Origin of the sequence: Mangrovivirga cuniculi, from assembly GCF_005166025.1 — a bacterium.
In the GTDB taxonomy this organism is placed as follows: Bacteria; Bacteroidota; Bacteroidia; order Cytophagales; family Cyclobacteriaceae; genus Mangrovivirga; species Mangrovivirga cuniculi.
The window spans coordinates 167015-180355 of record NZ_CP028923.1; the positions used below are offsets into that span (position 1 = coordinate 167015).

Sequence of the window (13341 nt, forward strand, 5' to 3'; positions counted from 1 at the left end):
AGTATGTTTCCAAGTTTACTCCCTAATATTTTAATTAAATTATTATGATTCACTTTATCTGAATTTTGATCTTCTAATTCTACCAGATCCCAAAATATACGACAACTTAACCCTGGTTACAATAAATATATCATTATCATCCTGATTTCCTCTCATATTAGCCAAATCACCTTCACCTCCCCGGCTTCCAAAGCCTCGGTAAACGTTATATCCACCAACATTCTCCATATTAGCACTAGTCATCAGTGAGTTTCCAGGCCTGGCTTCACCCTCAGAAGAAAAATCCTCATCTGACCTGTAGGACATCGCTCTGGCTAAATCAGAGTTTAATTCATTCAGATCGACATAATAGCCACTTACATCATCGATATAATCGGTAAAAAGTAAATTATACTCAAACTCAACAGCCAAATTTAATGAATTAGTAAGCTTGAATGTAGTACCTATACCGAATGGAACTGCAATAATAGTTTTACTGTAGGGTTCAACGTTATAGGCATCGCTATATTGTCCTTCTGTACCTAAAGGTTCCAGATCAACCCATTCACCTGCCTCTGCAAGTGTATTACCCCAGGAATCTACTTCTCCAACTTTTCCCTGTGGATTATGAAAAACAGCTGATACACCCGCAAAGATGTATGGGTTCCAATCATTTCGAGTTACATAGGTGCCGTTGTTACTGTAAAGAAATAATTCAGCTCTGGCTCCTACCTGAAAGATTCTATTTCTAAAACTTAAATTTCTTACATACCGATATTGCCCATCATCATCATTTGGATCTGCAGATTCAAAATCATCACCTCTTAGGGTACCATAAGTGAAAAATCCTGATGCTTGAAATCTTTGCCCCAGTCTTCTTGTTACTGATAATGTAAATGCAGGTCGGGTAAATTTTAGATCGGTACTAAATGAGCTGGAGGTAGGAGTAATGTCTCCAAAATAATTCATTGCTCCTATGCCAATATCTATCGTAGTATATTGAAATCTACGATCAAACTTTTTCTTAAACCCTCTGAAGTTCGATACAGTTTGGCGACCGCGACGGCCCTGAGCATATGTGTCAGCTACAGATATAGATAAAAAGAGAATTACAAGTGAAAATATTAAGGATCGCATATATTTTTAGATATCTTATCAGAAAGTTAATTGATTTATATTAATTTCTTAAATCGAGACCCCAATTTAATTTTTGCCTCAATGTATTTAAAAAATTAATTCCCTCCAATTTTATTAGGTTACAATGAAAACTTTCTCGACGAACTGCCATTTCAATACTATCATCCACTGTGAATGACCTTGAATCCAGAGATACCAGAAAGTTTTTTGCTCTTCCTTCTATTTCAAAAGAAATCACACTGTTATCACTAACAACTAATGGCCTGACATTTAAATTATGCGGACTGATCGGTGTGATGATGAAATTTTTGGACTCAGGCATTACAACCGGACCCCCACAGCTTAATGAATACCCGGTGGAACCGGTAGGTGTTGCAACAATCAGACCATCAGACCAATATGAATTTAAATATTCCCCATCTATATAAGTATGCACCACAATCATTGAAGAAGTATCCTTTTTTGTGATAGCAATTTCATTTAATGCAAATCGCTGGTTACCAAAAATTTCGCTTTCAGACTCCAAATGCAGTAAGCTCCGGTTTTCAATGCTGTATTGGCTGTTTAGCAACATGTCGATAGCATTTTCAATATTCTCCTTTGGAGTTGAAGCAAGAAAACCCAGTCTGCCAGTGTTGATCCCAAGAATTGGAGTCATCAGACTACCAATATGAGTCACCGTTTCAAGTAGGGTTCCATCTCCACCCATACTTATCATAAATTTTGCATTCCGAAGATCATCTCTTCCATCATAGACTTTGATTCCCTCTAAAGCATTTTCAGAGATGTCTTTTAGGTAATTTCCAAAGTCCTTGGAAACCAGGATGTGTATGCCGTGCTTTTTAAGGAGAGAGGTAACTTGTTTGAAATATTTCAGGATTCCGGAATCACCCGTACGTCCATTTATAGCTATTTGCATAAATCAAATATCAAGAAACTTGAAGAGAATATCCAACCTTTCCTGGTTTACATCATTCCCGAGACTCTCCTCAAATGTTGCGATTATTTTATAATTAAATCGTTCCAGTGTTGCGACTGTTCTGGATACGTCAATCGTATTAAGTTTTAATGTTAACTTAATTTTTTCCGGGTCTAAAAGATCACTTTGTATACTACTTGATAAGATTTTAACATCATCTGCCTCAATCAATCTGGCCAATTCGGCCATTGAATAATCGATTTTTTTCATTGACAAAACCAGTATTCCCCCCTGACTTTGAACTGCAGCAGATTGAGCGAAGGCAATCAATGCATCCTGAATAGTAATCACACCAATATATTTATCTTCCTTATCAAGTACAGCTACAACTTGTGAATCATTATCGGTAGAAACTTTCATTACATCATATAGATGTTTGTCTTCGTAAACAAAACAGCTTTGACCTGAAAGTAAAAAATCACCGACTTTAGAAGAAAGCTCGTTAGAAGTAAAAATTATATCTTCAGATATTAATCCCTTGAAACTTTCCTCATCAATAACCGGAAGCTCCTTGACCCGCAGTTCCTCCATCCAGGTGATTGCTTTCGCAGAATCATCTGTCAGTTTTAAAGGAGGAATCATGTGATTGATCAATTCGTGAGCGATCATACAGTTACGTTTTCCAGAAAGTCTTCAAGTATTTCATTAAATGTTTCAGGGTGTTCCATCATTGGAGCATGACAACATTTATCGATAAATCTAAGTGTGCTATTTGGTATAAGTCTGTTAAATTCATGTGCCACCATCGGTGGAGTAATAGTGTCATTTAACCCCCATATTAACAATGTCGGAGCTTTAATGTTTACTATTTCTTTAGCCATGTTGTTTCTTTGGGCACTCTTGGCAATAGCTACAATTCTCATACACTTAGGAATGGAATTCGTAGTTTCAAATACCTCATCAATATATTCGTCAGTAATTACTTCAGGATCATAAAAGGTGTATTCAACACGTTCTTTTATGTATTCATAATTTCCTCTTTTTGGAAATGATCCCCCCATGCTATTTTCAAAAAGTCCTGAAGAACCTGTAAGTATAAGGCTTTTGACCTTATCAGGATGCTTTAAAGTATATATTAAAGCTATATGACCTCCAAGAGAATTCCCCATCACAGTCATATCATTTATTCCCATTTCATCAACAAAGCCTTCAACATATGCATTCAATCCTTCCAATCCAGCCTGTCTTAAAGGCATTTCATAAATTGGTAACAGAGGAATCAAAATCCTGTAGCGATCAGAAAAGTGATTAACAACACTATCCCAGTTGCTTAGCGCACCAAATAGTCCATGCAAAAGAACTAAAGTTTCTCCTTGCCCTTCATCGATATAGCTGTAATCCTTTATTGTTTTTATATCTACAGTTTTACTCATCTGTGTTTCTTTCTAAATAAATATAATTAAAAAACCTTTAAAATGTAGTTATGTTATGCCTCTTCTTCTCCGAACATATCCTTTATATCATAGAACATTTCATTGATAGATGGAATTATTTTACTGAGTAAAACACCTATCTGAGGCGCTATCGGCTCAACCATTGGGATCATTAGCGAGCCTTCCACAAAACTCAATGGCAATTCTACATCCAGTATTGCTATGATCCATAAGATTATACTTGCTCCCAGCGCCCACTTAAAGGCTCCAAAAACAGCACCGGCTAATTGATCAACGTTGCCTAAAATTGTCTTGTCAAGTATTGACTTAAATAACTTTACAAGGGTATTGACCAAAAATATTACCCCAACAAAAATGATTATAAAAGCAATTAAGGGAATTAATGGCCCCAGGCTTTCAAAATATGTCGAAAGTAATCCAATACTAAAATGTAATAGCTTAAATCCTAAAACTATTGCCAGAATAAATGCCACCAGACCGGCAAACTCAAGTAAAAACCCTTTTTTATATCCACTATAGGCACCAATGCCCAGTAGTATAATAATAACAATATCTATTATTGCCACTCTATAATTATTTATTTAAAAGTTGCTTCACTTTATCGGCAATCACTTTACCGTCAGCTTTTCCTGCAAGCTTCTTCGTAGCAGCACCCATTACTTTACCCATATCCTGTGGGCCTGAAGCTCCAACTTCTTTAATAATATTTTCGAGCTCTATTTCTATTTCCTCCTCACTCATTTGCTTCGGCAGGAACCGTTCTATTACAGCTAGTTCCTTTTTCTCCTTATCGGCAAGATCTTCCCTGTTTTGCTGCTCAAAAAGCTCTATCGATTCTTTTCTTTGTTTAGCTGCTTTTGTTAATAGCTTGATCTCCTCACTCTCTCCAACTGCACCTTTACCACCTTTTTCAGTCTCTGCCAGTAGAATTAATGACTTTATTGCTCTCAAAGCTCTCAATTCATCCTGGTTTTTGGCTTTCATTGCAGCTTTTATTCCTTCTTCTACCTGTTGTTTAAGACTCATATCTGTATCTTTGAAATAAAGTTAGTTTGTCGCAAGATATACATTTTGAAATAAATTATGACAAAGCTTAGTGTAAATGTCAATAAGTTTGCCACTATCAGGAATGCTCGTGGTGGCAATAATCCCAACTTAATTCAAGTAGTAAAAGATTGTGAGCGGTTTGGTGCTCAAGGCATTACTATACATCCACGGCCAGATGAAAGGCATATTACAACAAAGGATGTTTACGATATAAAACCGTTAGTTACAACTGAGTTTAATATAGAGGGATATCCCGATGAAAGATACCTGAAACTGGTTAGGGAAAATAAACCTGCTCAGGCTACATTAGTTCCTGATGGGCCGGATGTACTGACTAGTAATAAAGGATGGGATACTATCAAAAATGAATCATTGCTTTCAGAAATTATTGCTGAGATCAAATCATACGGAGTACGGACTTCAATTTTTGTTGATCCGGATCCTGAAATGGCTGAAGGCGCTGCAAAGGTAGGAACAGACAGGGTAGAGTTATATACCGAAGACTTTGCAGTCAATTACGAAAAAGATAAAAATAAAGCCATCGAACCCTATCTAAAAACAGCAGAAATTGCTAAAAACGCAGGATTAGGAATAAATGCAGGGCATGATCTTGACTTAACCAATCTAAAGTTTCTGGTGGAAAAAATTCCTTTTATCGATGAAGTATCAATCGGCCATGCGCTGGTATGTGATGCGCTCTACTACGGATTGGAGAACACTATTCAGCTTTATCTAAAACAGCTATCATGAATTTATTTTACAGAGAATATGGGAGTGGAGATAATACACTTGTAATTCTCCATGGATTATTTGGTTCATCTGACAACTGGATGTCAATAGCAAAAACGCTAGAAGATGAATTTCATATTTATGCTATTGACCAACGTAACCATGGCCAGTCACCTCATAGTGATGAATGGAATTACGAAGTTATGGCACAGGACATTTCAGAATTCATTGATGAACACATCGGCCATTCTACTGCAGTACTTGGGCATTCAATGGGCGGGAAAGTTGCCATGACACTTGCCATGCAACACCCTGAAAAGGTAAAAAAACTATTGGTGGCTGATATTGCTCCACGACATTACCCGGTACATCATCGCCAAATTCTTGACGGGTTACTCAAAGTAGACAAATCTAATCCATCAAGCAGAAAAGAAGCTGATGATGTCCTATCAGATTATATTTCTGAAAAATCCATCAGAATGTTTTTATTGAAAAACCTGGGGAGGGGCGATGATAAAAAGCTTAAATGGAAAATTAATCTGCAAGTTATCGATGATAATATCGAAGAGGTGGGCAAATCACAAGAAGAGCTCGAACCAACGAATGTTCCTACTCTTTTTGTAGGAGGTGAAAAAAGTGACTATATAAGAGATGAAGACAAGGATCTAATCAAAGAATTGTTCCCAGAATCAAACGTAATCCAGCTAAAAAATGCCGGCCACTGGCTACATGCTGAACAACCTGAATCCTTTACTACTGTTATAAAAGATTTTATGAATTATGACGGCTAAAGGAAAGCTATTTCTACTTCCATTACCGATTAGTACCGGTGAAATAGACAAAAGTATCACTCCATTTGAAAGGAGCCTGATCAAAAAACTTAAATATTTCGCTGCTGAAAACATTCGCACAGCACGGCGGTTTATCAGTAGTTTAAATGAAGAGATCGTTATTGAAGATTTGATTTTTTTTCAGGTCGACAAAAAAACAGATCAGCAGAAAGTTAATGAAATAATTAATTTGATAGAAAAAGGAAATAATGTTGGAATGATGTCTGAAGCAGGTTGCCCGGGTATTGCAGACCCAGGCTCAATGCTAGTAGACCTGGCGCATAAAAATAATATTGGAGTAATACCGGTATCCGGACCTTCCTCGATGTTTCTGGCTTTAATGAGTTCAGGATTTAACGGGCAGCAATTTGAGTTTTGTGGGTATATTCCCGTAAAAAATCCGTCAAGAAAAGTTGCAATTAGCAAAATGGAAAAAAAAGCTTCGAGCGAAAATATAACACAAATTTTCATGGATACACCATATAGAAATAACGCTCTTTTTAACGACATCCTTGCAAATTGTAATCCCAATACCTTTTTATCGATCTCATGTGATTTAACTGGAGAAAATGAATTTATTAAAACGATGAGAATCAAAAACTGGAAAAAGCAAACAATTGATTTACATAAAAAGCCTGCATTATTTTTATTCGGGCAATGTCTTTAATTGATATCATTAATATTTTACCTTAAAAAAATTATCTTTGCATCTTTAATTAGAAATCAAACTTCATATGTCATATTTCTTTACATCCGAATCAGTATCTGAGGGACACCCTGATAAAATAGCCGATCAGATATCTGACGCTTTGTTAGACAATTTTTTGGCTTTTGATAAAAACTCAAAAGTAGCACTTGAAACTTTAGTTACAACCGGACTGACGGTATTGAGTGGCGAAGTAAAATCTGACGCTTATGTAGACGTTCAGCAAATCGCCCGAAATGTAATCAATAACATCGGTTATACTAAAGGGGAATACATGTTTGATGGTAATTCTTGTGGCGTTATCAGTGCGATACATGAGCAATCACCTGATATAAGCATGGGAGTTGACAGAGGAGCCCCGGAGCTCCAGGGTGCTGGTGATCAAGGTATGATGTTTGGATATGCAACAGATGAAACTGAAGCATTAATTCCATTACCCCTTTACCTTTCTCACATGATATTGCAGGAACTTGCAGATGTGAGAAGAGAAAATGCTGAAATTAAGTATTTAAGACCAGATGCTAAATCTCAGGTAACAATTGAATATTCAAACTCTCACAAACCTCAAAGCATTTCCTCAATAGTTGTTTCAACTCAACATGATGAGTTTGACAAAGAAGAAGAAATGCTGGAAAAGATCTATAAAGACATTAAAGATATCGTCATCCCAAGAGTGAAAAATAAGCTTTCACCTGAATTGCAATCTTTATTTAACGATAAGATCAAATACCACATAAACCCAACTGGTAAATTCGTAATTGGTGGACCTCATGGAGATACCGGGTTAACTGGCCGAAAAATAATTGTAGACACGTATGGAGGACGTGGTGCCCATGGAGGTGGAGCATTTAGTGGTAAAGATCCTTCAAAAGTAGACCGCTCAGCTGCCTATGCCACAAGACATATTGCAAAAAATATGGTTGCAGCAGGAGTCGCTAAAGAAATTCTTGTTCAGGTTAGTTATGCAATTGGTGTAGTAGAGCCTACAAGTATTTATGTAAACACCTACGGAACTTCAAAAGTCGATCTTACAGACAGCGAAATAGCACACAGAGTAAGTGAAATTTTTGACATGCGCCCATTTGCAATTGAAAACAGATTAAAATTAAGAAATCCGATCTATTCGGAAACAGCGGCATATGGTCATATGGGAAGAACTCCTGAAACTAAAAATGTCACTTTTACTGATAGTTCAGGAAATAAACGAGACTTTGAGGTGGAGACTTTCACTTGGGAAAAGCTCGATTATGTGGATGATATAAAAAAGGCTTTTGAGCTATAAATAAAAAAGGGGCGATGAAAATCGCCCCTTTGTTTTTTAGGTTACACAATTTTATCTTCCTAGTTGTTTTTCTTTATATTTTTTAATCTGTCTTCTTAATGCTTCAACAGCTTTATCAGCAGCTGCTTCAAAAGATTTTGATTGCTCACTTGCAAACAATTGATTTCCGGGAATATTAAGCATTATCTCAACGATTTTATTCTCCTTCTGGTCATTTTTCTCAATTCGGAAAAAAACCTCTCCATCAGTAATTCGATCATAAAATGTTTCCAGTTTTTCAGTTCTTTTTTGTACAAAGTCCAACAGCTTTTGATCAGCGTCGAAGTGGATGGAGTGCATTTGTAATTTCATAATCGTTAAAATTTAATAGTTAAACTTATGCTTTAGGGTGAGCTTGTTCAAAAACTCTCTTCAGCTCCTTAATGGAACGGTGTGTATAGACCTGCGTAGCTGCAAGTCCAGCATGACCCAATAATTCTTTAACTGAGTTAATATCCGCACCATTAGACAGCAGATGTGTTGCATAGCTGTGTCGGAGCACATGCGGACTACGCTTGTTAACCTTTGTTTTCTGTGCATTCAAAAGCTTTTTGATTGTAGTTTGAACAAGCATCGGATATGATTGATCTCCACTATTATTAACGATTAAATAGCTACTATCGTTGTTATTAAAGTGGAGTTTTTTTAATTCAATATATTTTTTTACATCTTTTAGAATAAACTTAGGTAAAGGAATAATACGTTGCTTATTTCTCTTACCTGTAACTTTAATTCTTGCATTAAAAAAATTTATATCCTCTTCTTTCAGGTCAATTAATTCTGCCCTTCTCATACCAGTAGTATAAAGAAGAGAAAAGATAATATATTGCCTCCAGGCATTGAAATCTTTCTCATTCTCCTCGGAAGGTTTGATATCATCAAGTAATTCAACAATATCCTCCTCCAGAATAAACTGAGGTAACCTGGATGGCTTTTTTAAAGACCGAACCATCAACGCAGGATTAGATTCGATCACTTCGTGTTTCAATAAATACTTGTAAAATGCTTTAACCGAAGCGAGTTTTCGGTTTATCGTGGTTGGTTTAGCATCGACCTCAATCATTGAAACTATCCAGCTTCGTATATGATTGTAATCGGCTTCTGCCTCATCTTTTATTTCAAAGGTTTCTTCCAGATAGGTTAGATATTGACTTAAATCTCTTTGATACGCCTCTACCGTGTTCCCGCTGTACCTCTTCTGATGTGATATATAATTTAAGAAAGATTCAAGCATAAAAAATTAGTACTACATAATCACTAAGATTGCGTAGTACTAATCTATTAAAAAAGAGTCAAAAAGAATAACTAATTCTTAGTTATTGTTATCCTGATCTCTCATTTTTTGACGGTAAGCCGCCTTAATCAATTCGTTTCTTCTACTTACAGAAGGCTTTTCAAAATATGAACGGCTTCTTAGTTCTCTTAAAACTCCAGTGCGCTCAAATTTTTTCTTAAATCTTTTAAGTGCCTTCTCTATTGACTCGTTTTCTTTTACGTTAACTATAATCATGTTATTTCTTGTTTCGCTTCCAAACAGGGGTGCAAATTTAGGTAAATTACCAACAAATCAAAACCTTATTTGAGAATTTCTCTTGAAATCACAAGTTTTTGTATTTCAGAGGTTCCTTCTCCGATTGTACACAGTTTTGAATCACGGTAAAACTTCTCTACAGGGTAATCTTTAGTGTATCCGTATCCTCCAAAAATTTGCACTGCTTCAGTTGAGGCTTTTACCGCTACCTCGGATGCAAAATACTTTGCCATTGCAGAAGCTTTGGTTACTTTCTCTCCAGCATTCTTTAATTTTGATGCATTTTCTATCAACAATCTTGAAGCTTCGATTTCAGTAGCCATGTCCGCAAGTTTAAATGAAATGCCCTGGAATGATGAAATTGGCTTATTGAACTGTTTTCTTTCTTTTGAATATTGCACAGCAGCCTCATATGCTCCTATCGCTATACCAAGACTCAAAGCTGCAATTGAAATTCTTCCACCATCTAATATTTTAAGAGCCTGCTTAAAACCATCTCCAACCTCACCCAAAATATTTTCTTTAGGTACTCGACAATCAGTAAAGATCATTTCAGCAGTTTCACTAACTCTCATTCCCAGCTTATTTTCTTTTCTGCCTCCTTCGAATCCCTTCGTCCCTCGCTCTACTACTACAGCAGTTGAATTTTGACTTTCCCCCGGGTTTCCTGTTCTGGTCATTACAACAGCTATATCTCCACTTATACCGTGTGTAATCCAGTTTTTTGCTCCTTCAATTACTACTTCGTCTCCCTCTACTTTAGCAGTTGTCTGCATATTACCTGCATCAGAACCGGTATTTGGTTCAGTTAGCCCCCAGGCTCCAAGCCATTCGCCTGAAGCCAGTTTGGGAAGCCACTTTTTCTTTTGTTCTTCAGTACCAAACTGCATAATGTGTCCGGTACAAAGAGAATTATGCGCGGCAACGCTGAGTCCGATTCCGGGATCAACCTTACTGATCTCTACTATTATATCAACATATTCATGATAGCCAAGACCGGCTCCACCATATTCCTGAGGTACTAAAACTCCCATCAGGCCAAGCTCTCCAAGTTGTCTGAAAAGATCCCTTGGAAACTCTTGTGTTTCATCCCACTCCATGACATTAGGACGGATATTCCTCTCGGAAAAATCCCTTACCATGTCTATGATCATCTTTCTGTTTTCAGCCACTGCCGTTGCCATAATCTTTAAAGGTTTAGTTGTTTATTAATAGGGCGCATCAAATATAAGAAAATTTTAAGAACTAACTAACGCTTGTTAGTATAAACTTTCTTCTAATAAATATAATTATTTTAGTTTTTTGTTTCATATTGATGTTATCCCTTGTATTTTAGCCACTTCAAATTTTTATGCTATCTAAAACAACCGAAATTATACTTTTATGAAAATAGCAGTCGTAGGAACAGGTTATGTCGGTCTTGTTACCGGAACATGCTTCTCAGAAACCGGAAACAACGTTACATGTATTGATATTGACGAATCTAAAGTTGAAAAACTTAAAAACGGAATCATTCCAATATATGAGCCCGGTCTTGATGTTTTATTTGAAAGAAACGTTAAGCAAGACAGACTTCATTTCACTACTAATCTTAAAGAAGGAATAGAAGGAGCAGAAATCATATTCCTTGCGCTGCCTACACCTCCTGGAGAAGATGGCTCTGCTGACCTTCAATATGTTTTGAAAGTTGCTGATGACCTGGGACCTTTATTGAAACAATATACTATTATAATAGATAAGAGTACAGTACCTGTCGGAACAGCCGAAAAAGTTCACAATGCTATAGCTAAAAACGCAAAAGTTGATTTTGATGTTGTTTCAAACCCTGAGTTTTTAAGAGAAGGTGTTGCCGTAGAAGATTTCATGAAACCGGACCGCGTAGTCGTTGGAACGGAATCTGAAAAGGCTAAAAAAACAATGGAAAGGCTATACGCCCCTTTAGTAAGGCAGGGGAATCCAATAATTTTCATGGACGAAAGATCAGCTGAATTGACTAAATACGCAGCTAATTCATTCCTTGCTACCAAAATTACTTTTATGAATGAAATAGCTAACCTTTGTGAATTACTTGGCGCAGATGTTGACGCTGTAAGAAGAGGTGTTGGTACAGATAGCAGAATTGGAAAAAGATTTTTATTTGCAGGGATAGGATATGGCGGAAGCTGCTTTCCAAAAGACGTACAAGCATTAGCCAAATCAGCCAAAGACGTTAATTACGATTTCAGAATTCTTAATGGCGTCATGGATATTAACCAAAAGCAAAAAACTAAGCTGATACCTTCCATAAAAGATTATTTTAATGGCGACCTGAAAGGTAAGAAAATTGCAATTTGGGGACTGGCCTTTAAACCTTATACTGATGATATTCGTGAAGCTCCGGCTTTATATAATATTGAAGAATTAATCAAAGAAGGAGCAGAAGTAAGTGTTTTCGATCCGGAGGCAATGGAAAATGTCAAAGGTATCATGGGAGACAAGATCACCTATGCCGAAGATCAATATTCTGTATTAGAAGATGCAGATGCTTTAATGATTGTAACCGAATGGCCGGTGTTCAGAACGCCTGACTTCAACAGAATGGATTCACTTCTAAATAATAAGGTGATATTTGATGGAAGGAATCTTTACGAACTTTCTTCAATGGAAGAATTAGGTTATGAATATTTCAGCATTGGAAGAAAATCAGTAAAAAAATGAATAAAGGCAGAGTTTTAATTACCGGAGCAGCAGGTTTTCTTGGCTCTCATTTATGTGACAGATTCATAAATGAAGGCTTCGAGGTTGTGGGTATGGACAACTTAATCACAGGAAACCTTGAAAACATTGAGCATTTGTTCGAACTGAAAGAGTTTGAATTTTATAATCACGATGTCAGTAAATTCGTTCATGTTAGTGGCGAACTCGATTATATCGTTCACTTTGCTTCTCCTGCAAGCCCGATTGATTATTTAAAGATCCCGATACAAACTTTGAAAGTAGGTTCTCTCGGCACTCATAATTGCCTGGGCCTTGCAAAAGCAAAAAATGCACGCATAATAGTAGCCTCTACTTCTGAGGTATATGGAGATCCACTCGTACATCCACAGACGGAAGATTATTATGGCAATGTGAATCCGATAGGCCCGCGTGGTGTATATGATGAAGCAAAAAGATTTCAGGAGGCCATGACCATGGCATACCACACTTATCATAAACTGGAAACAAGGATAGTCAGAATCTTTAACACATACGGACCAAGAATGAGGCTGAACGATGGCCGGGTACTTCCTGCATTTATTGGCCAGGCCTTAAGAGGTGAAGACTTAACCGTATTTGGTGATGGTTCACAAACCCGTTCTTTTTGTTATGTAGATGATCTTGTTGAAGGCATCTACCGATTATTAATGAGTGATTATCCTTACCCGGTTAACATTGGAAACCCTGATGAAATAACCATCAAAGAATTTGCTGAAGAAATCATTAAACTAACAGGGACTGAACAAAAAGTTATTTACAAACCTTTACCAAAAGATGACCCGATGCAAAGGCAACCTAACATTGACCGCGCAAGGGAAATCCTGGGCTGGGAACCAAAGGTATCCAGGGCTGAAGGGTTAAAAATAACATATGATTATTTCAGATCTCTTCCTGATGAAAAGCTCTATAAAAAAGAGCATAATGATTTTAAAGACTATATAAAGAAATAGCA

16 protein-coding genes are annotated in these 13341 nt (G+C 36.8%); 6 read left to right on the plus strand and 10 right to left on the minus strand.

Going from position 1 to position 13341, the window contains the following annotated elements; genetic code table 11:
• Nucleotides 1–54 precede the first annotated feature (54 nt).
• The 6 genes from DCC35_RS00765 to DCC35_RS00790 are packed head-to-tail and all read right to left on the minus strand — an operon-like array spanning nucleotide 55 to nucleotide 4515.
• Complete coding sequence (locus tag DCC35_RS00765) at nucleotides 55–1116, minus strand: hypothetical protein (RefSeq protein ID WP_137088980.1); 1062 nt, start codon at nucleotides 1114–1116, stop codon at nucleotides 55–57.
• 40 nt (nucleotides 1117–1156) lie between these two features.
• On the minus strand, nucleotides 1157–2035 hold the full coding sequence (locus tag DCC35_RS00770) for an NAD kinase (protein ID WP_137088981.1): 879 nt from the start codon (nucleotides 2033–2035) through the stop codon (nucleotides 1157–1159).
• Between the two features lie 3 nt (nucleotides 2036–2038).
• Nucleotides 2039–2704: a CBS domain-containing protein gene (locus DCC35_RS00775; RefSeq protein ID WP_137088982.1), complete on the minus strand. Its 666-nt coding sequence runs from the start codon at nucleotides 2702–2704 to the stop codon at nucleotides 2039–2041.
• Nucleotides 2701–3468, minus strand: coding sequence for an alpha/beta fold hydrolase (locus DCC35_RS00780; protein WP_137088983.1), 768 nt, complete (start codon nucleotides 3466–3468; stop codon nucleotides 2701–2703). The genes DCC35_RS00775 and DCC35_RS00780 overlap by 4 nt, the downstream gene beginning before the upstream one ends.
• 53 nt (nucleotides 3469–3521) lie before the next feature.
• Complete coding sequence (locus DCC35_RS00785) at nucleotides 3522–4055, minus strand: CvpA family protein (RefSeq protein ID WP_175402672.1); 534 nt, start codon at nucleotides 4053–4055, stop codon at nucleotides 3522–3524.
• 7 nt (nucleotides 4056–4062) lie between these two features.
• Nucleotides 4063–4515, minus strand: a complete 453-nt coding sequence (locus DCC35_RS00790) for a GatB/YqeY domain-containing protein (RefSeq protein WP_137088985.1) — start codon at nucleotides 4513–4515, stop codon at nucleotides 4063–4065.
• 57 nt (nucleotides 4516–4572) lie between these two features.
• Between DCC35_RS00790 and DCC35_RS00795 the strand changes: the two genes are divergently transcribed.
• From DCC35_RS00795 to metK, 4 genes are all read left to right on the plus strand, one after another.
• Complete coding sequence (locus DCC35_RS00795) at nucleotides 4573–5286, plus strand: pyridoxine 5'-phosphate synthase (RefSeq protein ID WP_137088986.1); 714 nt, start codon at nucleotides 4573–4575, stop codon at nucleotides 5284–5286.
• Nucleotides 5283–6056 (plus strand): alpha/beta fold hydrolase, encoded by a 774-nt coding sequence (locus DCC35_RS00800; RefSeq protein ID WP_137088987.1) that lies wholly within the window; start codon nucleotides 5283–5285, stop codon nucleotides 6054–6056. The genes DCC35_RS00795 and DCC35_RS00800 overlap by 4 nt, the downstream gene beginning before the upstream one ends.
• Nucleotides 6046–6762: an SAM-dependent methyltransferase gene (locus DCC35_RS00805; protein ID WP_137088988.1), complete on the plus strand. Its 717-nt coding sequence runs from the start codon at nucleotides 6046–6048 to the stop codon at nucleotides 6760–6762. The genes DCC35_RS00800 and DCC35_RS00805 overlap by 11 nt, the downstream gene beginning before the upstream one ends.
• Before the next feature lie 67 nt (nucleotides 6763–6829).
• Nucleotides 6830–8083, plus strand: a complete 1254-nt coding sequence (metK, locus tag DCC35_RS00810; protein WP_137088989.1) for a methionine adenosyltransferase — start codon at nucleotides 6830–6832, stop codon at nucleotides 8081–8083.
• Between the two features lie 51 nt (nucleotides 8084–8134).
• Here the strand turns inward: metK and hpf are convergent, their stop codons facing one another.
• From hpf to DCC35_RS00830, 4 genes are all read right to left on the minus strand, one after another.
• Complete coding sequence (hpf, locus tag DCC35_RS00815; RefSeq protein WP_137088990.1) at nucleotides 8135–8434, minus strand: ribosome hibernation-promoting factor, HPF/YfiA family; 300 nt, start codon at nucleotides 8432–8434, stop codon at nucleotides 8135–8137.
• Nucleotides 8435–8459: 25 nt separating this feature from the next.
• Entirely contained in the window at nucleotides 8460–9356 is an 897-nt protein-coding gene (locus DCC35_RS00820) for a tyrosine-type recombinase/integrase (RefSeq protein ID WP_137088991.1), read from the minus strand.
• Between the two features lie 78 nt (nucleotides 9357–9434).
• Nucleotides 9435–9632: a 30S ribosomal protein S21 gene (gene rpsU / locus DCC35_RS00825; protein ID WP_137088992.1), complete on the minus strand. Its 198-nt coding sequence runs from the start codon at nucleotides 9630–9632 to the stop codon at nucleotides 9435–9437.
• A 65-nt stretch (nucleotides 9633–9697) separates the two neighbouring features.
• Nucleotides 9698–10837 carry an acyl-CoA dehydrogenase family protein gene (locus tag DCC35_RS00830; protein WP_137088993.1) on the minus strand — a complete coding sequence of 380 codons (1140 nt, stop codon included), beginning with the start codon at nucleotides 10835–10837 and terminating at the stop codon, nucleotides 9698–9700.
• 199 nt (nucleotides 10838–11036) lie between these two features.
• Between DCC35_RS00830 and DCC35_RS00835 the strand changes: the two genes are divergently transcribed.
• Both DCC35_RS00835 and DCC35_RS00840 read left to right on the plus strand, forming a co-directional pair.
• Complete coding sequence (locus DCC35_RS00835) at nucleotides 11037–12350, plus strand: UDP-glucose dehydrogenase family protein (protein WP_137088994.1); 1314 nt, start codon at nucleotides 11037–11039, stop codon at nucleotides 12348–12350.
• On the plus strand, nucleotides 12347–13339 hold the full coding sequence (locus DCC35_RS00840) for a UDP-glucuronic acid decarboxylase family protein (RefSeq protein WP_137088995.1): 993 nt from the start codon (nucleotides 12347–12349) through the stop codon (nucleotides 13337–13339). Before DCC35_RS00835 ends, DCC35_RS00840 begins: the two co-directional genes overlap by 4 nt.
• The last annotated feature ends 2 nt before the right edge of the window (nucleotides 13340–13341 follow it).